We start from the raw sequence: 22,041 nt of genomic DNA on the forward strand, positions 1-22,041 counted from the left end.
TTCACCGTCACCGTCGTCGCCTGACCATTGTCCAGATTCGTCACCTTCAACTTCGTCCCCACCGGGAACGTCCCACTGCTCGCCGCCGGCGCACCCCCCTCACCCGACAACGTCACCGTCGACCCCGGACACACCACCTCCCCGGCGGCCGGCGGAGCCTGTCCACCCGCCGCACCGGACGCACCCGCCGCACCTGCCGCACCTGCCGCACCCGCCGGCGCGTCGCCGCCGCCCACGCGTTCGATGCGGGCCCGGCGGATCAGGTTCTTGCCCGGCTCCCGCACCTTCTCGAAGGCCGCGTTGTTCAGCAGGACACAACTACCCGACGGACCGTTCACCGTCACCGTCGTCGCCTGACCATTGTCCAGATTCGTCACCTTCAACTTCGTCCCCACCGGGAACGTCCCACTGCTCGCCGCCGGCGCACCCGCCTCACCCGACAACGTCACCGTCGACCCCGGACACACGACGTCGGGGGTGGCGGCATTGCCGGTCGCCACCGTGGCGATGATCCCTCCGGTCACCAGGGATCCCGTGGCGACAGTGAGCACGAGCTTCTTCTTAAAACTCATAGTCCGTTTCCGGGACATTGACACTCCTCGATCCGATGGACGCTGTCCCCCTGTCCTTCATACGGGCCGCCATCAGGAGCGAGTGCAGTCTTGTCACCGCCTTACAAATCCAATCTTGAGGAGGTTTTGGGCGCTGCGCGGCGCGCCACGGCAGCTCGAATCTCATAGAGCATGCGCAAAGAGGCAGGTCACAACCCCAACGCCTTGGGAGTCGCCGTGTGTGCGGCGCTCACACCGACGGTCTTGTCGACGCGCGCGAGCAGACCACAGGCGGCCTTAAGGTTCAGTTGACCCGCCCTTAAGCCGAGCCCCAGCTGACGATCGGGCTCGGCTTTCGCCTACAGGACGTAAGCCAGGCCGCAGCGAGGCTGCGTGGACACTGACGCCGATCTGGAGGGCGCCAGGTCCGTTCAGCGGTCCAGCGGGTGCGGGTTCGCCAGGACGCGTTCGGCGAGACCGCCCCGTACGGCCGCCGCCGGGGAGCTCTCCGGCTTGCGGGCGGCCTGGTCACGGAAGCAGGCCAGGAACTCGTCCGCCAGGCCCTCTCGCGGGTACCGGGCCAGGACCGCCGCCCGGAATTCGGCGGTGAAGTCGTCCGCGTTGCGCCCCGAGATGTCCACGCCGGTGGACCGCTCCAACAGATGGCCCTCCGGATCCTCCCGCACGTCCACCGAGTCCCACATGTGCCGCACGATGACCTCGGACAGCCGCTGCCGGCGCTCCACCGGCCACCCTGCCCCGGCGCCGAACACCCAGGCCACGTGCCCGCCGGCCTCGTCGAAGGCGACGGTGTGGCTGTCGAACTCCGGGACCAGCCCTATGTCGTGGAGCAGCGCGGCCACGTACAGCAGCTCGGCATCGTGCTCGATGCCCCGGTCCGCGGCGTACGCGGAGGCCCACACATAGGACCGCACCGAGTGGTTCAGCAGGGCCGGGGTGCAGTAGGCGGTGGCCACTTCGAGAGCGGCGGCACAGGCGGCGGTGTCGGGGGCGGCGGGTACGGTCAGCGCTTCGCGAGACGATCGGAGAGTCATGGTGCCGAGTATGCCGACCGTCGCGGTCCATATCGATCACCGGGCACCCCGAATAACTCGTGAACCTGGGCCCGGGTTGAGGTGAACCAGCCGCCGGCCGCCGCTGGTACAGGACCGCGCAGTATCGTCGGGAGTCCTGGGCGCGGCCGCTCGGCCCGCTACCCATGGGCGGGGCGGGCGCCGGGGCGGCCCGCTTCGCGCCGCAGTCTCCCGCCATCCGCGGCTCGGACAACGGAGGTACCGCACATGAACGCTGACACCGACCGGCCGACGTTCCTCCTGGTCCACGGAGCCTGGCACGGCGCCTGGTGCTGGGACCCCGTACGCGCCGCGCTCGACGCCGACGGTTGGCGGTCCCACGCCGTCGACCTGCCCAGCGCCAATCCCCCGGCCGGTCGGCACGACGGCGCCCGCCCGGTGGGCATGCTGGACGACGCGGACGCCATCCGGGACAGCCTCCGGCGCATCGACGGCCCGGTGGTGGTGATCGCCCACTCCTACGGCGGCGTCCCTACCACGGAGGCCATCGGGGATGCCGCGAACGTGGTACGGGCGGTGTACCTCGCCGGTTTCCAACTGGACGTGGGCGAGAGCATGTTCACGTTTCTCGGAACGCCCGTGCCGGACGACAGCACGGGCCATGCCCCGCCGTACGAGGACGCCCGGCGGATACTCTTCGACGACGTGCCCGAGGCCGATGCGGACCGGGCGGTGGCCCGGCTGCGCCCGCAGAGCGTCCGGTCCTTCACGGAGCGGGTGACCACGGCAGGATGGCGCACCGTGCCTTCCAGCTACATCGTCTGCGATCGCGACCAGGCGCTCGAACCGTCCCGGCAACGCGAACTCGCCACGCGCGCCGATTCCGTCCACCGGCTGCCGAGCAGCCACTCGCCGTTCCTCTCCATGCCCGGACAACTCGCCACTCTCCTGGGCCGGATCGCCATCCGTGACGCTGACTCGCCCGTCCCGGACAGGACCCCGTAGCCACAGAGCCGCTGTGCCCGCGCAGGAGGGCAGTACCGGGCCGGGCTGGCCCGGTACTTGAGCAGCTGACGGCGGCGACCGCCCCAGCCGGTGGTCGCGGCTGTCGCCGCGCGCGCATCCGATCCCTCACCGGCACGTCTAAAACTCGGCCGGGTGGAGCGGCTGGGCAATCCTGAAGCATGCGGACTGAAGGTCGCAGTGTCTGAGTAATCAGCGGGCGAGATCAGAGGGCCCAGGACAGTCGTACGGCCTCGATTTCCGTGTCGTTCAGGAGGGCCTCGACGAGCGGGGCGGGGCCCGCCAGCTTGGTGGCCCACAGGTCGTAGTCGGTGCAGAGGACCCAGGAACGGTCCTGGGCCCAGAGGTTGGACGGGGTCCAACAGTCCTCTTCGGGGTGGTCGTACAACGCCTTGGCGTCCGCGAGGGTGCCGGCCCGGACGTGCAGGTCGTCGAAGTCCTCGGCCCGTTGCAGCAGCGGGTTGTAGTAGGCCAGACAGGGGGTGTCCGCGCCCTGCGGGCTGTGCTCGGTGAGGATGTCGACCAGCCGGTTCCAGTCGGGCCGGTCCAGGCTGCCCTCGGACGGTGCCTTGATGCCGACCGGCCAGCCGCCCGGCTTGATCGAAGGGAAGGAGGTGGGGCACGGCAGGTGCCCCACCGGTACCAGGGGGTCATCGGTCCGCTGCGTGAGTTCCGCCCAGCGCAGTCGGCGCCAACGGGGTCCGGGGCGCTCGCCTGCCGTGCCGGTGAACACGTCCGTGGGGTCGAGGCCCGGGATGATCTCGGGTCCGCCGCCGTTCAGCACGGCACGTTCGTAAGCGAGGTACGACATGTCGGTCGGCCCGAGTTCGTGTTCGTACATCGAGTGGAGCACCCACGCCGCGTCGGGCAGCGCCGGTGGCATGAACCCGGTGAGCCCGTCGTCGGCGGACAGTTCCCGCAGCCAGTCGGTCTCCTCGGGCGCGGCCAGCGGCCACCGGGCGGCCGCCAGAGCGGCGGATGTCTCGTTCATCCGCTCAGGATCGCACCCGCCGCCGAGGCGGTCCCGTAGCGGTCAGCGTTTGCCGATGTCGGGGCCTTCTACGCCGGGCGGAGCGCAGGTGGGCGTGAACGCCGAGGGTGAGGGGATGGCTGATCCCGAGAGCCCTGATACAGGCGTTGAGGGTCTGTGTGTACGGGCGGAGGGCCTCCTTGCGCATCCCCATTGCGCGGTAGGTAGAGGCGATGTTCATGCGCGTGGTGAGAGGCTGTCGGGGTGCTGCTCCCCTGTGCCATCCGGGGGACGGCGAGGCCTTGCTCGACGTCGGCCGAGCTGTCCGCCGTGATCCACCGGATCGGGGTCAGGCCGAGGGCAGTGGCCCGGGTGGCCGCCCAGTGAGCGGCCAGGGCGCTCTTGCCCATGCCGCCGAGTCCGTGCACGACCTGCAACAGCACTCCTCTCGGACGTTCCGTCATGGCGGCTTCCAGGCAGTCGAGTTCGGCGGCACGCGGCCCACGAAGTGGCCGGGACGGTAGGGCAGGTCATCGACGCCCGAGCGGGCCTTGATACCGGCCGCGGGCGCCACCGTCTCCGGTGGCAGCATCACGGTGGAGTGGTCGTTGTAGATGCCCGTGACGGCGATCCCGCCGTTCGTCGCGGTCACGTTTCCGCTTCCTGACACCTGCCGCACCGGGTGTACGGGTGCTGCGGGCCTCAATCCGCCAAGGGCGCCCCTCGAGGAGTGCTCTCGCCCGTGTCTCGCCGTCTGCCCAGCGCCACTTCGCCATGCCGCCCAGCCGGCCTGGTCGCGCACTATGCCGCTGACGGGACTGGAGCCCTCGCCCGTGGCCTCCGCGTCGCCGGGTGTTGATCGCTTGCCGGCCGCCCGTCGTCGCCCGTGCGCTTCTCCCCGGCCACCGCGCTGCCACCGCCACTCGCGACAGCCTTCCCCGTCGCAACGGCGACGTCGTCGGCGCGTCGGCTACGTAGGGGACCAACGTGCGCAGCTCCTGAGCGGCTCGCTCCTGTTCGGGGTGCCCAAGGACTCCAACAGCATCTCGAAACGCGCTCGCCACTCCCCTTCCTGCCGCAACCGCTCCCGTTCCGGGTCTACGGTGGCTTCGGGCTCCAGGGCTCGCGCGGTCGGGTCCCACCGCTCCGGCTCGGCCTGGCCCCGATCGCCGTTGCCACGCCCCAGGAGGGCGGCGGCGCGCTCGCGCACCATGAGCCAGGCGTCCGTTCCGGCGGCCCGGACCACGCGCCACCGCCCGCCACCGCCCGCTGCCGCCACCGCAGTCCTCATCTGGTCAGCGAAGCGATTCAGTCCGGGTGACAAAGCGGGCGAGCTCCTCGGTGGCGCCGCGGGGCAGGCTGGCCGCCACTACCTCCGGCAGGTTCATGACCACGGTGCGCAACCGTACTGCGAGGTCCGGAAACAGGGTCCATGCCGACGCCGGAACGTTCACAGCGGCAAGTAGCAGGTCACCCTCGTAGAAGTAGGCGTCAAGCATCGGCTCATCAAGCAGCAAGCGCACCGCGAGCGGAAGAACGTACGGCAGCGCCACCTGCTGAGAGACGAGGGTGCGCAGATCCGCCGGACCTAGCTCGTCCAGCGGAACGCCCCGCAACTCATGCACCTTGCGGACCAAGTGGGTCGCGTCAGAGGCAGGAGGCGCCCAGCGAGGTGGGTCCAGCGCATCGAGCGTGCGGTCGAGGTGCAGCAGATGGTCCATGGTTCATTGTTGCCAGAACAGGTAGGAAATCTCTGACTCAGGTCACTAAGTCCATGTCCATGTCCATGGGAAGGCGATCTTCGCAATGCAATGCGTCCCCGAACGAGAACTGGTGCGCGGTCGCATGTACGGGCAGGGCTGCCACGGGGAGGGCCGGCAGGGCAGTCAGCGTCGGCCGGCGTCGGGGCTGGTCGGCTGCTGTGGCGCCAGGCAGCGCGCAGCGATCGGCGCACCCATTCGCTCGAAGCCTCGGCTGTCCGTCCGGTGCGTGCCCGGCAGCACGTCATCTGGACTGCGGCCCGGGCGCCTGGGAGAGTGGTGGGGACAACCAGCCTGGTCTGGTGGGAGACCCTGTGCCGCCCTGGCGCCCCCGTTCGGTGGCCAGTTGACGGGCACGGGCGGTCTCGCTCGGCTGCTCGCGGCCCTATGCCGCGTGCTCAACGGCCACCTTGCCCGCATCGGCGGGCGACCGTGATGGGCTCGACCCCTGAACGGGGACGAACCATGAACGACGCAATTCTCGTCACCATGAGCCACGGCCTGAAGGGCACCGTCATCACGGTGACCGGCGAGCTGGACATGGACACCTGCCCGCCCCTGCGCCAAGCCACCACCACCGCAACAGCCACCCGAGCCCCCCTGCACCTGAACCTCGCCGGTGTCCCCTTCATGGACGTCAGCGCGCTCCACCTGCTACTCGACCTCCACCGCGACTTCCAACAACGCTCAGCACTCCTGGACATCAGCGGATTCCAACGGCAGCCCACACGGCTGCTCACCCTCACCTCCAGCCGCCACCTCCTCCACCGCCCCGCCCGGCCAGCAGAAACCGCTCTCCACCCGGTCTCCGTGCAACCGCGTTCGCCCCGGCGCCTCGCCGTCGCCCGCGTCGCAGCACTCGCCCCCGACCGATGCTGATCACCCCGGCCAACGTGTGAGAGCCCCCACCCGGCGGGCCGCCGTCCGCCAGGGAAAGAGGCAAGGCGGCCACCACGTCTGGCTGGCTCCGTAATCGGCGCAAGCAGGAAGATCTATTCACGGCTGCCCCAGGTGGCCGGCGTCACTGCTCGCCCCAGATAATCTGGGCACTGGTGGCCCACCCTGGCCTACGATCCTGCTTGCATCGGCCGATCGGTCGCGCTTGTGTCCTGTGGAAGTGTTGGGTGGCGTGCGTTGCGTTCCTACCGGGCCGTCCTGGCCCTCGTTCCCCTCGCGTTCGCCCTCGTCGCCTGTGGCAGGCTGGCCTTCCCGCCAGTGCCCGGGGGCAGGCCGACCGAGCTGCCCCGATCCCGGACAGTGGCCACGTGGACCGATGCCACGGGCGGCACGCTGGAGCTGAAGCCGGACGGAACGTTTACCGCCCATGACGTCTGCGGCGATTACGACATCGATGCGTACGGGCCGGAGAACGAACCCAGGTCGGGGTCGGGCACGTGGGATGCCGAGGCCGGGCAGGAAGGACAGACCAGCGTCACGGTGTCCTTCGAAGCCGAAGGCGTGAGCTCCCGCTACGAGGCCCTGCACGACGGCAAGACACTGAAGCTCTGGACTTACGTCGGCGACCCCGACGCAGGTCATTCGCTCTGCATCCTGACCGCTCCCACCGGGACAGAGCCCCGCCGCCGGGGCCGAACTGTCCTGGGCTCCGTCATGAGCGCGACGCCGGTCCGGATCTCGTCCGCCGTCCAGCCGGTGATGTCGAGCAGCAGTCAGCCGCCCGAGGAGGCCGGGGCGCCGGTGGTGAGGGTGGTCGGCGCCGCGCAGCAGCCGCCGGTTTCCTCGGTGGCCGTGGGCTGGTCGAAGAGGCCCGCGCCGCCGCAGACACCCGTCTCGGGGAGGGTGAGTTCGACCCGTCCGGCGGCTTCGTGGTCGCCTGCGAGGTGGGCGGCGATGGAGCGGACCTGCTCGTAGCCGGTCATGGCCAGGAAGGTCGGGGCGCGGCCGTAGGACTTCATGCCGACGAGGTAGACGTCCTTCTCCGGGTGGGAGAGCTCGCCCTCGCCGTGGGGGTAGACGGTGCCGCAGGAGTGCTGGTTGGGGTCGATCAGCGGGGCGAGCGCGGTCGGGGCCTGGAGGCGCTCGTCGAGGGCGAGGCGGAGTTCGCCGAGGAAGGTGAGGTCGGGGCGCAGGCCGGTGAGGACGATGACTTCGTCTACGGGGTCGAGGCGGCGCCCGTCCTCGGCGACCAGGACCAGGCGGCCGTCATCGCTGCGCTCGATGGTGTCGGTGCGGAAGCCGGTGGCAGTGTCGGCGTAGCCGTGGTCGACGGCGCCCTTCGCGGCGAGGCCGAGGGCTCCGCGGGCGGGGAGCTGGTCGGCTTCGCCGCCGCCGAACGTGGAGCGGGAGATGCCCCGGCGCAGGATCCAGGTGGCGTGGGTGCCTGCGCCGTCCTTGGTCTTGGCGAGGTCGGCGAGGGAGGCCAGCGCGGTGAAGGCGGAGGCGCCGGAGCCGATGACGGCGGTGCGCTTGCCCGCGTACCGGGCCCGGGTGGCCGGGTCCTTGAGGTCGGGGATGCGGTAGGAGAGCCGGTCGGCGGCCGCTCGTTCGCCGAGGGCGGGCAGCCCGCTTCCGCCGGCCGGGCTGGGGGTGGACCACGTACCGGAGGCGTCGATGACGGCGCGGGCGAAGAGGCGCTGCTCGGTGCCGGTCTCGTCGGTGTAGTGGACGACGAAGGGCTGCTGGTCGCGGTCGGCGTCCACGATGCGATCACGGCCGGCGCGGGAAACGCCCGTGACGGCGCTGTTGTAGCGGACCTTGTCGCCGAGGACGTCGGCGAGGGGCTGGAGGTAGAAGTCGGCCCAGTCCCCGCCCGACGGGCAGGCCGCGCCGTCCGGTCGGGCCCAGCCGGCCGGGGCCAGGAGCTTTTCTGCGGCGGGGTCGACGATTTCGGACCAGGTGGAGAAGAGACGGACGTGGGCCCACTCCCGGACAGCGCTGGCTGCGGCCGGTCCGGCTTCCAGGACCATCGGCTCGATGCCCCGCCCGGTGAGGTGCGCGGCCGCGGCCAGGCCGGTCGGGCCCGCTCCGATCACGAGGACGGGCAGGGCTTCGGTGGATGCGTTCACGACGGGCTCCCCAGTTGATTCGACAGATGTCGATGTCCTGACGACTTCAGGCTCGCACCTGTATCGATGTGCGTCAACATAGACATTTATCGAAGTCCGATGGATGATGGAGGCATGCCCGCCGCGAAAGTGTTGCCACCGCTGGAGGACGAGGCCGTGGCCCCGTGCTGCCCACCCCTGTCCGAACGGCCGCTGACGGCCGCAGAGGCCGAGCGGACCGCCGTCATGTTCAAGGCCCTCGGCGACCCGGTACGCCTGCGCCTGTTCTCGCTCGTCGCCTCCCACGAGGGCGGCGAGGCGTGCGTCTGCGACATCTCCGACGTGGGCGTCTCCCAGCCCACGGTCTCCCACCACCTGAAGAAGCTCCGCGAGGCCGGCCTGCTCTCCTCCGAGCGGCGCGGAACCTGGGTGTACTACCGGGTCGAGCCCGCGGTCCTGGCCACCATGGGCCGGCTCCTCACTCGCGCCGCCACGGCGTGACCCTCACCATCAGCCCGCTGACTGCCGCACGCGCGGAGCATGTCCTGGCGATCTCCCCCGTCGATCACCCCCACATGGGTGTGCCACGTCATGTGGCGGGCTGATCCTCGGTCTTGCCGCGCATGAAGATGACCGTCACCAATGCCAGGCCCGCCACCGCACCGACCAGCTGCATGGCGATGAACCCGGGAACCGAGGCCGGGGCGATGCCGGCGAAGGTGTCGGTGAAGGCGCGGCCGACGGTGACGGCGGGGTTGGCGAAGGAGGTGGACGAGGTGAACCAGTACGCGGAGCCGATGTACGAGGCCACGGCGACCGGAGCGAAGCGCAGGCGGTCGGTACGGGCCAGGCCGAAGATCAGCAGGATCAGGCCCGCGGTCGCAACCACCTCGCCGAGCAGGAGGTTGCCCGCCGAGCGGTCGTGCTGCGACCACGCGACCAAGGGCTCGCCGAACATGGCGTCCGCGAGGGTCGCGCCCGCGATGGCGCCCACGATCTGGGAGGGCACGTAGACGGCGAGCTCACGGGCGGTGACGCCGGCTCCCCCACGGCGGGCGGTCCACCACTCGGCGAGGGTGACGGCCGGGTTGAAGTGGGCGCCGGAAACCGGGCCGAGGAGGGCGATCAGGACCCCGAGGCCGAACACGGTGGCGGCGGAGTTGGCCAGCAGTTGCAAAGCGACGTCGTCGGTGAGCCCGGTGGCCTGGATGCCGGAGCCGACCACTACCGCCACCAGCGCGGCGGTGCCGACCAGCTCGGCGGCGGCGCGGGCGATCAGCGGGGCGCGGGGCGCAGTGGCGCCGGGCGCGAGCCGCGACCCCGTACCGGGGGCTACGACGCCGGGCGCGACGGGCTCGCTGACGCAGGGCGGGGCGGGCGCTATGACGCCGGGCGGGGCGGGCTCGGTGGCGGTCAAGGCAGGGTTCTCCTCGGGCAGGTGCGGCAGAGCACGGAAGGCTAAGGGCTGTCCCGTAATCCCCGGTGGATCAGCGCGCGGCGTCAGATGCGGTGCATCGCCAGGCGGAGGAGCGTCCTCATACTGGGCGTATCCGGGCGCTCCGACAACGCGGCGAGGTGCCGTAGCTGTCGTCGTGCGCCCGCCGGGGATTACGGGACAGCCCTTAGGGGCAGGACCGTTTGAGGTTCGCGTCGGCGGTGGCGCGCGCGGTCTGCGCGAGGCCGGCGAACTGACCGGCGAGGGCTTCGATGACCTCCGGGCGCAGCCGGTAATAGGTGAAACGTCCGCACGGCTCCGTCTCCACGACCCCGGCCTCGCGCAAGACCTTCAGGTGGTTGGAGAGGTTCGTCTGCCTGGCACCCGTCTCCTCCACGAGGTGGGTGGTGCAGAGCGTCTCCCTGGCAAGGAGGGTCACGATCTGGAGCCTGAGCGGGTCGGCCAGCACCCGGATCAGATCAGTGTCGACTGACGTCATCATGAGCTGATACTTTCACATCAGCGGCAGCTGACACCAGGCTGCACTGATGCGCATGCCGCCCGCGCTTCCAGCCGCGCCCGAGAAGAGGCCTCCATGACCGCCGCCAAGCCGTCCGTACTGTTCGTCTGCGTGCACAACGCGGGCCGCTCCCAGATGGCCGCCGCCTGGCTCGCCCACCTCGCCGGAGACCGCATCGACGTCCGCTCCGCCGGCTCCGCCCCCGCCGGGTCGGTGAACCCCGCCGCGGTCGAGGCGATGCGCGAGGTCGGCATCGACATGTCCGCCAACACCCCCAAGATCCTCACCGTCGACGCCGTCAAGGCCTCCGACGTGTGCGTCACGATGGGCTGCGGCGACACCTGCCCCGTCTTCCCCGGCAAGCGCTACCTCGACTGGAAACTCGAAGACCCCGCCGGGCAGGGCGTCGAAGCCGTGCGGCCGATCCGCGACGAGATCAAGACCCTGGTCGAGAACCTGATCGCCGAAATCGCCCCGGCCCCCGCCGCTTGATGGAGATGCGCGACGTCATCCACCAGGAGCGGCAGCGGGTCATCGAACCGCACGGTCCGGGGCTACGTCCGCGCCCTTACGGGGCGCAGGCCTCGGCGATCGACAGGCTGTTCTCGTAGAGGTGGTGCCGGGTGATCCGGCCCTCCTCGACGGTGAGGTGCAGCGCGAACGGCCCCTCGAATGACCTTCCCGTCGCGCGTACGGTCCCCGACAGGTGCCCCATCAGGACGGCATCGGTTCCGTCGACGAGGAAGGTGTCGACGGAGGCGCGCGCCTCCTCGGGCACGGTGTGCTCCATCAACTCCGTGAACTGCGCGGCGCATTCGGAGGCGGTGGACCGTGGGTGGATCCACGGGACGGCGGGGTTCTCGGCCAGCAGCCAGTCGACCTCGTCGGCGAAGAGCGCGACGAGCCGCCCAGTGTCCCCTGCCAGCCGGGCGGCGAGGAACTCCTGCACGACGGCCCGGGTGGCCTCGGCGACGGAACTCGCGGTGGTGGCTGAACTCGCCGTGGACTTGACGGACATGACGCTCTCCTCGCAGCTGCGGCCGGACGCCGACGGGGCGATCCCGTCGACGTGCTCGATCCTGCCGTTGGAAGGGACAGCGGTCGATTACCCCGGGGGTAACCCTCGCGGACGAATCGCCCGGGATACCCGCGGGCGGATCCTGTAGCGCCGGCGGTGTCCAGCCGGTCGCCGTCGGACAGGCGCTCAGGGGCGGCGGCAGTGGAAGATGCCCCAGCTCATGAGGCCCTTCCGGCAGGCGTCCACCCACAGCGGAAGGTTCTGGAGCAGGCCCTCCAGATAGGCGGGGCTGATCACACCGCTGAGCTCCCTCGCCCGCTGCCCCGTCTCCTCCGTGAGGCGTAGGTAGTGGGTGAACATGTGGTCGCTGCGGTCATCGAAGTCGATCCGGGTCAAGCCGAGTCCGGCGATCGTCCGGCGGTAGAGGGCGGGTGTGGCGAACCCGTCCACCTCAAGCCGGGCAACGGCGGCCCGCAGCGCGTCAGCGGGAGCCGTGTCGGCTGCCATCAGATCGGTGAAGACCGTCTCTCCCGGCGTCTTCAGGACGCGCACGGCCTCCGCGAGGAGCTGGGTACGGTCGCCACTGTGGCAGAACGCCTCCTGTGACCAGACGATGTCGAACGACCCCGCCGGGTACGGGATGTCCTGGAAGGACCCGGTGACGACGTCGATGAGTCCGTCCAGGCCCTGCTCCGCATTGGTCTGGCGGTGCCGCTCGTTCTGCGACTCGCTGATGTTCAGCGCCACCACCTTGCAGCCGAACCTCCCGGCCAGGTACCGGGCCGGCCCGCCGTACCCGGAGCCGAGATCCAGTACCGTGCACCCCGGGCCGAGACGGCCGGCGACCTTCGTAGCCGCGAGCTCCACTGTCCGCCGGGATGCAACCGCCACCGACTCGTGTTCGTCGGCGTAGACACCGGTGTGGATGTCCTGACCGCCCCACACCTCGGCATAGAAGGCATCGACGTCACCCGTCCCGTAGTAACGGCGTGCCGCCACTTCCGCCCTCGCCACACTCTCACGACCCATGACCGTCAACCCGCCGTCCGGATCCGCCCACCAGAGGACACCCCAGTACCCGGGGCGTGACGAGCGAGCGGTCTTCGGGGCCTCGCCCTGCCGGATCAACGAAGGCCGGCACGCTCAAGTCACTGTCGAAGTCCCTACGCCATTCCACGCCTGCGGTTCGCGAGGCGCTCTCCGGACGGCGCTTCGGTATCAGCCATGCCGTCTCGGGTGGCTACCCGAGCCAGACGATGTCCAGGACGGACACATGGAGCAACGCCCGGTTCGCGAAATAGACGACGGACAGCTGCCCGGCGGACGCGATACGGACGTCTTCGCCTTCGGGGTCACCGGCGTCCCACTGGCCGAACCCCCACGGGGCGGCCGCCGCGGCGTCCAGCAGATCCCACACCGTCTCTTCCGCGTGCTCCGGCAGTGCGGCGAGGACCTTCGCGGCGGGCGGGGACAGCCGGACCGTGTACGGCTGACCGCTCACCGGCGCCTGCTCCGGAGCTGCTCCAGGTCCATGAACCCGCTCTCGTCACGGCCGGAGGCGAGGAACGCGTCGACCGCCGGGGCGGAGGCGACACGGGCCTGCCAGGCCTGGACGACCTCGTACAGCGTGGTGAGGGAGAACGTACGGCGCGACTCCTCCAGCGCGGTCGCCCACTCCCGCTCGAAGGCCGGCACCCACCGGTCGGCACGGCGGTCGGCGCGCAACTGCGCGAGCAGTTCGGCCGGAGCGCCGGGCGCGGGCGCGTACGGCGTGACGGGTGCGTGATGGGGCTGCGCGCTCATCGGCTGTTCCTCCCGGCGGGTCGTCACCCCACGGTACGCGCGATGGCCGGCCGTGGAAGCGGGCATGGACAGATCGCTCCTACCGGGTCAGCAGCGGGCGCCGGTCCGGTGCCTGCACCGCCGCGAGTTGGCGCTGTGACCGGAAAGGCTCACCGGGTCGGGCCGAGGCCTTCTCACTGCCCGGGGTCAGGGAGATGCTGTACGACGGGAGGGTGACATGGTTTGGATGGGACCCAGCAGTGCCGACGAGGTGACGGTGCCCGACATCGTCGGACTGATCGTGACCCAGGCACGGAAGGTCGCGTGGGAGGCGGGCCTGGTGATCGCCGCTGCCGATCCGGACGGGCCGCCGGTCGGGGCACTGACCTGGCCGGGCGTCTGGGTGGTCACCGCCCAGGACCCCGCGCCCGGGTCCAGGATGCGCCGCCGGGGCTCCCTGATGATCGATTTCAGGGAGGTCCCCGGCGGCAAGGCCGGGGATCGGTAACCCCGCCGTCCGCCGCCCCGTCTGGCGGGCGGGGAGGTCGCAGTCGTCGGCGCCCGGCGAAAGACCTTCCCGGCGGCCTCGGGACGGTCCCCTTCGAGGTCCCGGTCGCGGCTGCGACCCCGGCTGCGACCCCGGCTGCGACCCCCGTTCCGCCCTCGGTTCCGCCCTTGGTCGACTCAGGTGCCGCGTACCGCAGCTGACTGGGAGTCGGGGTTTGCACCGACGAGTTGCGAAGATCTAGATTGTCGCCGCATGACCATGTCACGCAGGACGATCATCAAGGGAATAGCCGCCGCGCCGATCATCACCGCGGCCGGCGCCGCCTTCGCCCCCTCCACGGCCCAGGCGAGCACCCTCACGCCCGGACAGTTCACCCTGGCCGAGCGGACCTCGAACGCCTCGGGGCAGTTCGCGGACCACATCGCGGGCCTGGCGCAGGTCCTGCCCACCGCGGGGGTCTCCGAGGTGCTGGCCACCGCCAACCGCCCCGCTGCCAAGCTCTCCTCGGCGCCGGCCGGCATCGGCGGTTTCTCGCACGGTTTCACCTGGAATTCCGGTGACCAGGACGCGGTCGAATGGATCCCGCAGGGAATCACCACCAGCGCCGACGCGCTCGGCGCGGGCCTGTGGCCCGCGGGCGGCAAGCGGGTGGTCCTGGTGTCCTGGTACTTCGAGACCGACCCCGACGAGGACGGGGTGGACGAGTTCGCGATCGACAAGGGCATCCGCCTCAGCTTCGTCGACTACAGCTCGGCCTCCGCCCCGATGTACCGGCACGTCCTGCTCGTCGAGCCCGTCCGCGCGAGCGACGGTACCCACACCTACCAGCCCGTCCGCAAGCACGCGGGCGGGATCATGTGGTACGGCAACCGGCTGTACGTCGTCGACACGTACAAGGGTCTGCGGGTCTTCGACCTGGACCGGATGTTCGAGGTCAGCACCGGCCTCCCTGACGTCTGCGGGAAGCACACGGACGGCCGCTACCACGCGTACGACTACCGGTTCGTCGTTCCGCAGATCGCCGCCTACGACAACACCGGTACCCTGCTGCGCTTCTCGGCGATCGGCCTCGACCGCGCGTCGAACCCGGACAGCCTCACCCTCTCCGAGTACGCCACCAGCCTCGACGCCCCCGTCGTGGACTACTCGGGCCCCGGGTGGAACGGCAACGGCACCAAGGTCGACACCCCCAAGATCGTGCGGTGGCCGCTCGACTACACGACGCGCAAGCTCGCCTCCACCACCGCGACCGAAGCCGTCACGGTGAAGCAGGGCAAGATCCAGGGCGTGGTCTCCCGCCAGAACAAGCACTACCTGTCGCGCAGCGACGGCCCGCCCTCCAACGGCTACCTCCGGACGGTCACCTCGGGCGCCGACACGCCCTCCACCGTCGTCCGTCTCGGCGTCGGATGCGAGGACCTGAGTTTCCACAGCGGTACCACCGCCGACTGGGCCTACCGCGAGTCCGTGATCTGGAACCTGAGCGAGTACGCGGGCCGGCGGGCCGTGTACGCCGTCTTCGCCGACGGCTCCTGACGCAGAGCAGCCCCGCCGGGAGGCCGCTCCCGACGGGGCGCGCCACCTGGTCCGTGAGCCGCACGCATCGCTCCGGTGTCGGGTGCGGCTCCGGACGGCGTCCCGGCGGCATCGACGGTTTTTGTTCGACGGGATGCCCTCGCGCAGGCGTCGAACTTCGCCTTCGACGCGGGAGCCTTTCGGCGGCCGTCAGCGTGTGGGCAGCTGCGCCGCGACGATGACGTTCCCGTACAGGTCCGCGAAGTGCAGAGATCGGCTTTCACCCTCCGCCCGCTCGTCCCACACCCGCACGCCATGACCGCGCAGGTGCCTGCCGGTCCGCTGCACATCGGCCGTGTACAAGACGAGCAGGTGCTGGCCGCCGCACTGACGGCCGATCAGCTCATGCTCCCGGGCCGTGGTCGCGGGCATCAGCCAGAGGCCGACCCGTGCCTGGCCGGGCAGACCGATGTGCAGATAGCGGTAACCACCAGCCATCTGATCGTGCAGGACCGAGAAGCCCAGGACGTCCCTGGAGTCGGAGCCCGGACGGGCCAACCTCGTCGCCCGGCTGCCCGGGTCGGGGCAGGAACCGCCGCTCATGCTGCTGGGCCACGCCGACGTGGTCGGTGCCCGGCCCGGCACGTGGAGCCGTCCGCCCTTCTCGGGCGAGGTGGCCGACGGCCGCGTCTGGGGCCGCGGGGCACTCGACATGAAGGGCCAGATCGCCGCGAGCCTACTGGTGGTGCAGCTGCTCGCCGCGCACCGGATCCGGCTGACCCGGGACGTGTTGCTGGTGGTCACCGCCGACGAAGAGGCCGGCAGCCGACTGGGGGCGTACTGGCTCTGGGAGAACCACCGCCGCCTCGTCGAGGCCGAATTCGCGTTCAACGAAGGCGGCGGGCAGCGCTTCCTGACCCCGGGCGGACCCGTCTACACCGTCCAGGTGGCCGAGAAGGGAAGCGCCCGGATGCGGGTCACCGCTCGCGGGCCGGGCGGCCACGCCTCCGTACCCCGCCTGGATTCGGCGGTGTTCGCGCTCGCCGAAGCCCTGCTCCGATTGCGCGCGTTCGCCCCGGAGACGGAACTGCACCCGATCGCGCGGCGGATGCTCAGCACCTTGGCGGACCTGCACCCGGGCGCGGGAGCGGAGGCGATCGAGCGGTTGCTGCGGGACCCGGCCTGGGCCCGTGCGCACAGCCTGCCGATCGATCCCGTCCTGCGGGAGTTCGTCGTGGCCGGGCTCCACAACACCGCCACCCCCACCCTGCTCGCCGCGGGGCAGCGGCAGAACGTGGTGCCCGTCGAAGCGAGCGTCGTGCTCGACGGCCGTCTGCTGCCGGGCGAACTGCCCGAGCGGTGGGTGGAGGCGGTCCGGCATGCCGTCGGGGACCGGGTCGAAGTGGAACTGCTGCACGGCAGGGTGAGCCCCGGCGTCCACGACGACCCCGAGATCCTGCGGGTGCTCGACGATACGGTCGCCGCGCACGAACCGGGCGCGCGGGTGCTGCCGTACATCAATCCGGCCGCCACGGACGCCCGCGCCTTCCCCGGCACGAAGGTCGTCGGATTCTTCCCCTCCGCGAGTGACGCGGACATCATGCGGCTCATCCACGCGCCTGATGAGCACGCCCGGATCACCGACCTGATGTTCGGCGGGAAATGCCTGCTGGACGCGGTCCTCAGACTCTCGACATGAAGGGAGCCACCCATGGGTGTCGTCATCGAGACCTCGAACGGCACGATCGAGGGCACGGCCGAGAACGGGCTGTCCGTCTTCAAGGGCATCCCCTACGCACTGCCGCCGGAAGGCCCCCTACGATTCCGGGCACCGGCCCCGGTCCCCGCCTGGGACGGGGTCCGGCCGGCCACGTCCTTCAGCGCCGCGCCACCGCAGTTGCCGCTGGTTCCCGGAATGCCCCGGCCTGGCGGCCGCAGGACGGCCTGGACTGCCTCAGCATGAACGTCTGGACTCCGGGGGGCGCCGGCGACCGGCTGCCGGTCATGGTGTGGATCTACGGCGGGGGATGGAAGACGGGCCACTCCTCTGACCCCGGCTACGACGGCGAGGTACTCGCCCGGGGCGGCGTGGTCATGGTGACGTTCAACTACCGTGTCGGGTTCGAGGGATTCGGCTACGTCCCGGGGGCGCCAGCCAACCGGGGGTTCCTCTACCAGGCCGCCGCTCTCACTCACGAACGGCCGGCCGACGGCTCGTGTCTGGGATGACCGGCCGTCAGTCGCCGAGGACCCGCTCTCGGCATCCCGCCGGATCTGGCACGAGGAGTCCGGGCTTTAGCGGGGCGGAAGCGCCGGTACGGGCCGCCGGGCCGCTATGGCCCGGGGCTCGGGGCCCGGGCCGGGAGTGTGGGCGGGCGGGTAGTGGCCGCGGCGTTCGTGTTCCCGTAGTGAGTGGAGAGGTTGTCCTGGGCGGGCTTGGCCCGCCCGGCCGCCCTCCGGGAGAACGCTCGTAGGACGTTCGCGGTGACCGTGCGCGTGAAGTGCCCGGCGCGTGCGTCCAGGCCGTGGTTGGCCTTGCCTCCACCGGGCCCGCTCGCGTCGAGGGCCTCGACCCAGCGCATGGTGCCGGTCGCGAAGACCGCGGCACCTCCTGGCAGGGACAGGTAGGCCGTGTCCGCGTACGAGGGGCGGCCCTTGCACACCACCGGCGAGTGCGCGAGGACCTCGACCGGCCGCGGCGTCGGGTAGGACAGGTTCACCCGGTCGAACTCGATGCCCACCAGGTGGGGGAAGGAGTCGCCGGCCCGCGCCCCGGTACCCGCCAGGAGCCAGTGGTCCGGGTGGGAGACGACATAGGGGGCGTCGACCGGATAGCCGTCGTAGATGACGCCGAGCAGCGAGCTCTCCGGGTCGGGGGCGGGGGCGCGCCGGAAGTCGTTCGTGGGCGCGGAGCCCTGCTGGAAGCCGGGGTCCTGGGCGTAGGCGTTCTTGTAGCAGACCACGATGCGGTCCGGCCCGGCCGGGGAGGGCGCGAAGCGGATCCTTCGGTAGCAGCAGTTGGCGCCGAGCACGGCCAGGTTCATCCCCGCATCGCGCGCCCCGGTCACGTGGTGGCGCTGCTCGGGGCTCCAGTATTCGTCGTGGCCGGGCGAGACCATGGCGGCCGCCCCGTCCAGGATGTGCGGATCGCGGGCCACGTCCAGGCCTGTCGTATAGGCGAGGGGAAGTCCCAGGCGTTCGGCGAGTGCGATCACGGGCGCTTCGAACAGGAGGAACTGGCCGGCGCCCTGCCGGTTGGCGTAGGGGCGGTCGAAGGAGACCTGGAGGGACCGCGACCCGCTCCTGCCCGTCGAGCCCCGGTAGAGGTCGGCGCCGCCCCACCGGTTGTACGCCTGCCATGTGGCCACCGCGTTGACCACGACCGTACGGCCGACGGCCGAGGCGGACCGGACGGTCAGGGGGAGGTAGCGCTGGGCCTTCCCGTCCTGGGTGTCCAGCCGCAGCAGGTAACAGCCCTCCGGCCACCCCGAGGTGTCCACCCGCGCGGTCGGCTCCCACTCGGCGTGCGCCATCCGCGTACCGGGATCGATCCTGGCCGGCGGTTGGCGGACACCCGGCAGCGGAACCGACTTCCAGACCAGACGGGCTCGGGCGCCGCCGTACCAGCCCATCCGGAAGGCGGAGACGGTGTAGAAGGCCGACGTCGTCGAAACCCGCAACGCGACCGGCTCACCGGGGTAGACGCTGACCCGGTCGGCGAAACCCTCGACGCCACGCGCCGGGCCGGCCCGGGTGATCCGCCAGTCAGGGGAGCCGGGCAGCGCGTTCTCAGCCGTCACATCGAGCCCGCCTCCCGTCCGGACGTGCCCCCCGGCGCCCTCAGGGCCGGCGGCGGCCCGCGCGGCCGTCGTCGTACCGGCAGGCCATGACACGAGCGCCGCAGCCGCGAACCCGAGAATCAGTCGGCGATCCACCACATCACCCCAGGAATCCGAACCTCATGGCAACCTGTTCTAGCCCATGACAGCCCCGCTGCCCCCTACGCCACGAAAGAGAGCGGCCCGGGCGCCGACCCGATGGGTGTCACGGCCGGGCGCTGTGGCAGGAGCCTCGAAGCCGGCGACGGGCACGGCGAAGGCCCCGGTCTCCCTCAGGAGGCCGGGGCCTTGATCGAGCGCTGGGCAGGCCTTGCACCTGCATCCCCCCACGGGAAGTGGGGTGCCTTTCCTTGGACCACCAACGCATGTCCCACCACCGGGAAACCCGGCCGCGAGAACAAGATCACTATAGCGCACTGCCGTCCCCGGCGCGACCAGGTTGGACGGCGTCGAGCGATTGCGTGTCGCGATACGGAGGACAGGCGCGTCATCCGTAGCTTTACGAGACATTCAGCGTGTCGGCGCAGATGGAGGAGCCGGACCTTGGCCCGTGACGCAGCTCACCCGGAAGGCATGGACCGCAGTCACTCCGACCTGTCCCTGATGGGGTTCGTCGGCTACGGGGCCATCGGCCTCGTCGTGCTCGCCATCGGAGTCCACCGAGCGGGCATCGCACCCGGATGGCTCGCCGCCCTCATGGCCCGGGGCATGGTGGGCGTCGCGGCCACGCTCCAGTACCACGTCCTCCTGGTCATCTCGGCCCTCGCTCTCCTCGCCGGCTCCGGCACCGTCGGAGTCAAGCTGCTGAGGGCCCCGGGCGGAAAGCGCACGACAGTCGGCCCGGTGTGACGGCCGCCCGCCTGGAGCAGCCTCGGGTGCGCATGGGCCGGCTATTCGAGGGCGGACAGGACGCCGGCGACGGCGAAGCCGAGGACGGTCAGCAGACCGGTCGCCTTCCCCCCGCGCTCGTACGCCTCGGGCATCATCGAGTTGGCGAGCATCGCCAGGACCGATCCGGCGGCGAACGCCTCCGCGTAGCGGCCGTCCGCATCGGGCACCAGTTGCAGGATGCCGTACCCGGCCGCAGCACTCGCCGCGGCCACCGCGACCAGGGACCACCACGTCCGGTAGGCCTGACGGGGTGTTCGTCCCGAGGCGAGCATGCCCGAGGTCGCGCCGAGGCTTTCGGGCATGTTGGAGAGGAAGACGGCGGCCAGGAAGGCGATGCTGACGTGCCCGCCGGCTGCGACACTCATGCCCAGGACAAGCGATTCCGGTATTCCGTCGAGCAGCGCACCCACGACGATCGAGCGGTCCACGGACCCTGAAGAAGACGCCGAAACAGCGCGGTCGACGAAGAAGAAGACCAGCGCTCCTGCGGCCAGCGCGACGAAGGCCCACACGCTGGGCTCGTTGCCGGGGGGAACGAGTTCGTAGGCCACCGCCGCGATCAGCGCGCCGGATCCGAAGCCCATCACCAACCCGACCCGGCGCCTCGGTGGCATGCGGTGGATCGCTACCCATGCGCCGATGACCAGGGAGACGGATCCTGCCGCTCCCCACAGCGCGGCGATCAGTGCGTTCATGGCCACCTTCGATCATTCGTGGAGCGAAGCTGTCGTCAGGGTGCCCCGGCGGCCTCGGGGCCGTCGTGGCCCGCGGTCCGGGGCTCGGTGCGGGGAGCGGGTGGCTGTGGCGTGCCGACGGGGAGCAGTTCGGTGGTGACGAAGGAGATCACGACGGCGAGGATGACGAGGGGGATCATCGCGGAGCTGCCCAGCAGCAGTACCACGAGGACCACGCTGCTGACCGGTAGCCGCAGGATGGCGGCTGTGGCCGCCGCCATGCCTGCCGCCATGGCCGGCACGACGCCGAGGCCGGGCAGGGGGGCCAGGAGCGCTCCGGCTGCGGCTCCGAGGAAGAGGGCGGGGAAGATGGCGCCACCGCGCAGGCTGCCCAGGCAGAGGGCGTAGGCGGCGCTCTTGAAGAGCAGGATGGCGACGAGGACGCCGACGCCCCAGGCATGTGGGTCTGCGGCCAGTTCGCCGAGGGTGGCCTGGCCGGACCGGGCGACGTCCGCCGGAGTGTGGCCGGTGATCAGGGCGTAGAGGGCGGCGCAGGCGGCAGCGCCCAGCGCGCACAGGACGGTGCGGGACAGTGTCCGGGCCGCGACGTACGCCGCGACCCGCCGACCGGCGTCCAGGACCGGGTGCAGGAGCAGCGCGAGGGCGAGGGCGATGAGTACGGTCCAGAGCACGTCCGGCGCGTCCAGGCGCGGGAGGGGCGTGGGCAGCTTGAGGCCGAGGCTGCCGGTTTCCAGGCCCGTCCAGCGCCCGAAGCCGGTGAAGACCAGGGCTCCGATCCCGCTGGAGAGCAGGGCCGGGAGCATGACCGCGAACAGCTGGGGGCCGCCTACGCCTGCCACCTCGATGAGCAGTACGGCGGCGATGAGCGGGTTGCCGAAGATCGCCGCGATGGCGGCAGCCGCGCCGGCCGCGCCCAGCAGCGCGGTGGCCTGCGGGGTCACGGGGGACCGTGTGAGGTCCCGGAAGAGCAGGGCCAGGCCGCCACCCAGGGCGATCAGGGGTGCCTCCGGACCCAGGACCGCGCCCAGGGGCAGGCTCGCCGCCGCGGCAAGCACAACGCCCGGCAGCGCTGCCGGGGAGGTCGCGCCGGCGTGCAGGCCGCCTGCGGGGATGTGGCCGCCGCCACCGGTGAGCCGGGTGGCGATCAGGCCGACGAGGATTCCGGCGACCAGCAGCAGGGGCAGTGGCCACCACCATGGGGGCGTGTCCCAGCCCAGGTCGTGCGGTATGTCCGCCCACAGCGCGTGTTCCAGTTCGTGCAGCCCGACCAGGAACCAGAACGCGACCAGCGACACCGGGATACCGATGAGGGCCGAGTAGGCGAGGATCTTGAGGTAGCTGGGAGCGCGGAGGATGTCACGCAGCCGGTCCGCCTCCTGCGGCTGCTGCTGCTGACCAGGAGCGTCAACGGGTTGAGGACTCGGCTCCGTCATGGAATTCCTTTCCTCCTGGCCCACGGCCACGAAGTCCCTCGGGCAGCCACGAGAGCGCGGTG

The 22,041-nt window shown here is 71.0% G+C and carries 27 protein-coding genes; 10 read left to right on the plus strand and 17 right to left on the minus strand.

Features of this window, described 5'->3' with window-relative positions; genetic code table 11:
• Both ACZ4TG_RS08160 and ACZ4TG_RS08165 read right to left on the minus strand, forming a co-directional pair.
• On the minus strand, positions 1 to 572 hold a 572-nt coding region (locus tag ACZ4TG_RS08160; RefSeq protein ID WP_468160617.1), incomplete at its 3' end, for an RlpA-like double-psi beta-barrel domain-containing protein.
• A 410-nt stretch (positions 573 to 982) separates the two neighbouring features.
• Positions 983 to 1,606 carry an HD domain-containing protein gene (locus ACZ4TG_RS08165; protein ID WP_468160618.1) on the minus strand — a complete coding sequence of 208 codons (624 nt, stop codon included), beginning with the start codon at positions 1,604 to 1,606 and terminating at the stop codon, positions 983 to 985.
• Positions 1,607 to 1,852: 246 nt separating this feature from the next.
• On the opposite strand from ACZ4TG_RS08165, the gene ACZ4TG_RS08170 reads away from it, so the two are divergent.
• Positions 1,853 to 2,590: an alpha/beta fold hydrolase gene (locus tag ACZ4TG_RS08170; protein WP_468160619.1), complete on the plus strand. Its 738-nt coding sequence runs from the start codon at positions 1,853 to 1,855 to the stop codon at positions 2,588 to 2,590.
• A 223-nt stretch (positions 2,591 to 2,813) separates the two neighbouring features.
• Here the strand turns inward: ACZ4TG_RS08170 and ACZ4TG_RS08175 are convergent, their stop codons facing one another.
• The 4 genes from ACZ4TG_RS08175 to ACZ4TG_RS08190 all read right to left on the minus strand — a co-directional run bounded on the left by ACZ4TG_RS08175 (position 2,814) and on the right by ACZ4TG_RS08190 (position 5,299).
• Positions 2,814 to 3,599, minus strand: a complete 786-nt coding sequence (locus ACZ4TG_RS08175; RefSeq protein WP_468160620.1) for a hypothetical protein — start codon at positions 3,597 to 3,599, stop codon at positions 2,814 to 2,816.
• Positions 3,600 to 3,603: 4 nt separating this feature from the next.
• Positions 3,604 to 3,819 carry a tetratricopeptide repeat protein gene (locus tag ACZ4TG_RS08180; protein WP_468160621.1) on the minus strand — a complete coding sequence of 72 codons (216 nt, stop codon included), beginning with the start codon at positions 3,817 to 3,819 and terminating at the stop codon, positions 3,604 to 3,606.
• A gap of 219 nt (positions 3,820 to 4,038) precedes the next feature.
• Positions 4,039 to 4,230 carry a hypothetical protein gene (locus tag ACZ4TG_RS08185; protein ID WP_468160622.1) on the minus strand — a complete coding sequence of 64 codons (192 nt, stop codon included), beginning with the start codon at positions 4,228 to 4,230 and terminating at the stop codon, positions 4,039 to 4,041.
• A 643-nt stretch (positions 4,231 to 4,873) separates the two neighbouring features.
• Positions 4,874 to 5,299, minus strand: coding sequence for a contact-dependent growth inhibition system immunity protein (locus ACZ4TG_RS08190; RefSeq protein WP_468160623.1), 426 nt, complete (start codon positions 5,297 to 5,299; stop codon positions 4,874 to 4,876).
• 504 nt (positions 5,300 to 5,803) lie between these two features.
• Between ACZ4TG_RS08190 and ACZ4TG_RS08195 the strand changes: the two genes are divergently transcribed.
• Positions 5,804 to 6,217 carry an STAS domain-containing protein gene (locus ACZ4TG_RS08195; protein ID WP_468160624.1) on the plus strand — a complete coding sequence of 138 codons (414 nt, stop codon included), beginning with the start codon at positions 5,804 to 5,806 and terminating at the stop codon, positions 6,215 to 6,217.
• 791 nt (positions 6,218 to 7,008) lie between these two features.
• Here the strand turns inward: ACZ4TG_RS08195 and ACZ4TG_RS08200 are convergent.
• Entirely contained in the window at positions 7,009 to 8,364 is a 1,356-nt protein-coding gene (locus ACZ4TG_RS08200; protein WP_468160625.1) for an FAD-dependent oxidoreductase, read from the minus strand.
• A 114-nt stretch (positions 8,365 to 8,478) separates the two neighbouring features.
• Here ACZ4TG_RS08200 and ACZ4TG_RS08205 point away from each other — a divergent pair, with 114 nt between their 5' ends.
• Positions 8,479 to 8,844: an ArsR/SmtB family transcription factor gene (locus ACZ4TG_RS08205; protein WP_468160626.1), complete on the plus strand. Its 366-nt coding sequence runs from the start codon at positions 8,479 to 8,481 to the stop codon at positions 8,842 to 8,844.
• An 88-nt stretch (positions 8,845 to 8,932) separates the two neighbouring features.
• Here the strand turns inward: ACZ4TG_RS08205 and ACZ4TG_RS08210 are convergent, their stop codons facing one another.
• A complete protein-coding gene (locus tag ACZ4TG_RS08210; protein WP_468160628.1) occupies positions 8,933 to 9,760 on the minus strand; it encodes an aquaporin in 828 nt (275 codons plus the stop codon).
• A 205-nt stretch (positions 9,761 to 9,965) separates the two neighbouring features.
• A complete protein-coding gene (locus ACZ4TG_RS08215; RefSeq protein WP_468160630.1) occupies positions 9,966 to 10,280 on the minus strand; it encodes an ArsR/SmtB family transcription factor in 315 nt (104 codons plus the stop codon).
• 93 nt (positions 10,281 to 10,373) lie between these two features.
• Here ACZ4TG_RS08215 and ACZ4TG_RS08220 point away from each other — a divergent pair, with 93 nt between their 5' ends.
• Positions 10,374 to 10,790 carry an arsenate reductase ArsC gene (locus tag ACZ4TG_RS08220; protein ID WP_468160632.1) on the plus strand — a complete coding sequence of 139 codons (417 nt, stop codon included), beginning with the start codon at positions 10,374 to 10,376 and terminating at the stop codon, positions 10,788 to 10,790.
• A 76-nt stretch (positions 10,791 to 10,866) separates the two neighbouring features.
• Here the strand turns inward: ACZ4TG_RS08220 and ACZ4TG_RS08225 are convergent, their stop codons facing one another.
• From ACZ4TG_RS08225 to ACZ4TG_RS08240, 4 genes are all read right to left on the minus strand, one after another.
• Positions 10,867 to 11,316, minus strand: coding sequence for a nuclear transport factor 2 family protein (locus ACZ4TG_RS08225; protein WP_468160634.1), 450 nt, complete (start codon positions 11,314 to 11,316; stop codon positions 10,867 to 10,869).
• A 186-nt stretch (positions 11,317 to 11,502) separates the two neighbouring features.
• Positions 11,503 to 12,315 carry an SAM-dependent methyltransferase gene (locus ACZ4TG_RS08230; protein WP_468160636.1) on the minus strand — a complete coding sequence of 271 codons (813 nt, stop codon included), beginning with the start codon at positions 12,313 to 12,315 and terminating at the stop codon, positions 11,503 to 11,505.
• A gap of 241 nt (positions 12,316 to 12,556) precedes the next feature.
• The gene (locus ACZ4TG_RS08235; protein ID WP_468160638.1) at positions 12,557 to 12,817 is read right to left on the minus strand and encodes a hypothetical protein; all 261 of its coding nucleotides are present in this window, start codon (positions 12,815 to 12,817) and stop codon (positions 12,557 to 12,559) included.
• The gene (locus ACZ4TG_RS08240) at positions 12,814 to 13,119 is read right to left on the minus strand and encodes a DUF6247 family protein (protein ID WP_468160640.1); all 306 of its coding nucleotides are present in this window, start codon (positions 13,117 to 13,119) and stop codon (positions 12,814 to 12,816) included. Before ACZ4TG_RS08240 ends, ACZ4TG_RS08235 begins: the two co-directional genes overlap by 4 nt.
• Before the next feature lie 226 nt (positions 13,120 to 13,345).
• Here ACZ4TG_RS08240 and ACZ4TG_RS08245 point away from each other — a divergent pair, with 226 nt between their 5' ends.
• Together ACZ4TG_RS08245 and ACZ4TG_RS08250 are read left to right on the plus strand one after the other, a co-directional pair.
• Entirely contained in the window at positions 13,346 to 13,606 is a 261-nt protein-coding gene (locus ACZ4TG_RS08245) for a PASTA domain-containing protein (protein WP_468160642.1), read from the plus strand.
• Positions 13,607 to 13,858: 252 nt separating this feature from the next.
• Complete coding sequence (locus tag ACZ4TG_RS08250; protein ID WP_468160644.1) at positions 13,859 to 15,142, plus strand: hypothetical protein; 1,284 nt, start codon at positions 13,859 to 13,861, stop codon at positions 15,140 to 15,142.
• Positions 15,143 to 15,331: 189 nt separating this feature from the next.
• Here the strand turns inward: ACZ4TG_RS08250 and ACZ4TG_RS08255 are convergent, their stop codons facing one another.
• The gene (locus ACZ4TG_RS08255; RefSeq protein ID WP_468160646.1) at positions 15,332 to 15,724 is read right to left on the minus strand and encodes a VOC family protein; all 393 of its coding nucleotides are present in this window, start codon (positions 15,722 to 15,724) and stop codon (positions 15,332 to 15,334) included.
• Here ACZ4TG_RS08255 and ACZ4TG_RS08260 point away from each other — a divergent pair.
• The 3 genes from ACZ4TG_RS08260 to ACZ4TG_RS08270 are packed head-to-tail and all read left to right on the plus strand — an operon-like array spanning position 15,723 to position 17,350.
• A complete protein-coding gene (locus ACZ4TG_RS08260; RefSeq protein WP_468160648.1) occupies positions 15,723 to 16,820 on the plus strand; it encodes a M20/M25/M40 family metallo-hydrolase in 1,098 nt (365 codons plus the stop codon). The two genes, ACZ4TG_RS08255 and ACZ4TG_RS08260, sit on opposite strands and share 2 nt — an antisense overlap.
• A 12-nt stretch (positions 16,821 to 16,832) precedes the next feature.
• Positions 16,833 to 17,084 carry a carboxylesterase family protein gene (locus ACZ4TG_RS08265; protein WP_468160650.1) on the plus strand — a complete coding sequence of 84 codons (252 nt, stop codon included), beginning with the start codon at positions 16,833 to 16,835 and terminating at the stop codon, positions 17,082 to 17,084.
• A complete protein-coding gene (locus ACZ4TG_RS08270) occupies positions 17,081 to 17,350 on the plus strand; it encodes a carboxylesterase family protein (protein ID WP_468160652.1) in 270 nt (89 codons plus the stop codon). Before ACZ4TG_RS08265 ends, ACZ4TG_RS08270 begins: the two co-directional genes overlap by 4 nt.
• 104 nt (positions 17,351 to 17,454) lie before the next feature.
• Here ACZ4TG_RS08270 and ACZ4TG_RS08275 read toward each other — a convergent pair whose 3' ends face one another.
• On the minus strand, positions 17,455 to 18,921 hold the full coding sequence (locus ACZ4TG_RS08275; protein WP_468160654.1) for a N,N-dimethylformamidase beta subunit family domain-containing protein: 1,467 nt from the start codon (positions 18,919 to 18,921) through the stop codon (positions 17,455 to 17,457).
• A gap of 612 nt (positions 18,922 to 19,533) precedes the next feature.
• Between ACZ4TG_RS08275 and ACZ4TG_RS08280 the strand changes: the two genes are divergently transcribed.
• Entirely contained in the window at positions 19,534 to 19,809 is a 276-nt protein-coding gene (locus ACZ4TG_RS08280; protein ID WP_468160656.1) for a hypothetical protein, read from the plus strand.
• A gap of 41 nt (positions 19,810 to 19,850) precedes the next feature.
• Here the strand turns inward: ACZ4TG_RS08280 and ACZ4TG_RS08285 are convergent, their stop codons facing one another.
• Together ACZ4TG_RS08285 and ACZ4TG_RS08290 are read right to left on the minus strand one after the other, a co-directional pair.
• On the minus strand, positions 19,851 to 20,546 hold the full coding sequence (locus ACZ4TG_RS08285) for a ZIP family metal transporter (RefSeq protein WP_468160658.1): 696 nt from the start codon (positions 20,544 to 20,546) through the stop codon (positions 19,851 to 19,853).
• 35 nt (positions 20,547 to 20,581) lie between these two features.
• Positions 20,582 to 21,979, minus strand: coding sequence for a chloride channel protein (locus ACZ4TG_RS08290; RefSeq protein ID WP_468160660.1), 1,398 nt, complete (start codon positions 21,977 to 21,979; stop codon positions 20,582 to 20,584).
• Between the last annotated feature and the right edge of the window lie 62 nt (positions 21,980 to 22,041).

Source organism: Streptomyces sp. NPDC028314, from assembly GCF_055565795.1.

Excerpts from the sequence above, each read along its gene's own strand:
- ACZ4TG_RS08225 (WP_468160634.1), bottom strand. The coding sequence starts at position 11,316 with ATGTCCGTCAAGTCCACGGCGAGTTCAGCCACCACCGCGAGTTCCGTC.
- ACZ4TG_RS08250 (WP_468160644.1), top strand. The coding sequence starts at position 13,859 with ATGACCATGTCACGCAGGACGATCATCAAGGGAATAGCCGCCGCGCCG.
- ACZ4TG_RS08290 (WP_468160660.1), bottom strand. The coding sequence starts at position 21,979 with ATGACGGAGCCGAGTCCTCAACCCGTTGACGCTCCTGGTCAGCAGCAG.
- ACZ4TG_RS08285 (WP_468160658.1), bottom strand. The coding sequence starts at position 20,546 with ATGAACGCACTGATCGCCGCGCTGTGGGGAGCGGCAGGATCCGTCTCC.
- ACZ4TG_RS08190 (WP_468160623.1), bottom strand. The coding sequence starts at position 5,299 with ATGGACCATCTGCTGCACCTCGACCGCACGCTCGATGCGCTGGACCCA.
- ACZ4TG_RS08170 (WP_468160619.1), top strand. The coding sequence starts at position 1,853 with ATGAACGCTGACACCGACCGGCCGACGTTCCTCCTGGTCCACGGAGCC.
- ACZ4TG_RS08260 (WP_468160648.1), top strand. The coding sequence starts at position 15,723 with ATGCTGCTGGGCCACGCCGACGTGGTCGGTGCCCGGCCCGGCACGTGG.
- ACZ4TG_RS08195 (WP_468160624.1), top strand. The coding sequence starts at position 5,804 with ATGAACGACGCAATTCTCGTCACCATGAGCCACGGCCTGAAGGGCACC.
- ACZ4TG_RS08280 (WP_468160656.1), top strand. The coding sequence starts at position 19,534 with ATGGACCGCAGTCACTCCGACCTGTCCCTGATGGGGTTCGTCGGCTAC.
- ACZ4TG_RS08205 (WP_468160626.1), top strand. The coding sequence starts at position 8,479 with ATGCCCGCCGCGAAAGTGTTGCCACCGCTGGAGGACGAGGCCGTGGCC.
- ACZ4TG_RS08255 (WP_468160646.1), bottom strand. The coding sequence starts at position 15,724 with ATGAGCGGCGGTTCCTGCCCCGACCCGGGCAGCCGGGCGACGAGGTTG.
- ACZ4TG_RS08220 (WP_468160632.1), top strand. The coding sequence starts at position 10,374 with ATGACCGCCGCCAAGCCGTCCGTACTGTTCGTCTGCGTGCACAACGCG.
- ACZ4TG_RS08270 (WP_468160652.1), top strand. The coding sequence starts at position 17,081 with ATGAACGTCTGGACTCCGGGGGGCGCCGGCGACCGGCTGCCGGTCATG.
- ACZ4TG_RS08240 (WP_468160640.1), bottom strand. The coding sequence starts at position 13,119 with ATGAGCGCGCAGCCCCATCACGCACCCGTCACGCCGTACGCGCCCGCG.
- ACZ4TG_RS08180 (WP_468160621.1), bottom strand. The coding sequence starts at position 3,819 with ATGAACATCGCCTCTACCTACCGCGCAATGGGGATGCGCAAGGAGGCC.
- ACZ4TG_RS08215 (WP_468160630.1), bottom strand. The coding sequence starts at position 10,280 with ATGATGACGTCAGTCGACACTGATCTGATCCGGGTGCTGGCCGACCCG.
- ACZ4TG_RS08165 (WP_468160618.1), bottom strand. The coding sequence starts at position 1,606 with ATGACTCTCCGATCGTCTCGCGAAGCGCTGACCGTACCCGCCGCCCCC.
- ACZ4TG_RS08245 (WP_468160642.1), top strand. The coding sequence starts at position 13,346 with ATGGGACCCAGCAGTGCCGACGAGGTGACGGTGCCCGACATCGTCGGA.
- ACZ4TG_RS08265 (WP_468160650.1), top strand. The coding sequence starts at position 16,833 with ATGGGTGTCGTCATCGAGACCTCGAACGGCACGATCGAGGGCACGGCC.
- ACZ4TG_RS08175 (WP_468160620.1), bottom strand. The coding sequence starts at position 3,599 with ATGAACGAGACATCCGCCGCTCTGGCGGCCGCCCGGTGGCCGCTGGCC.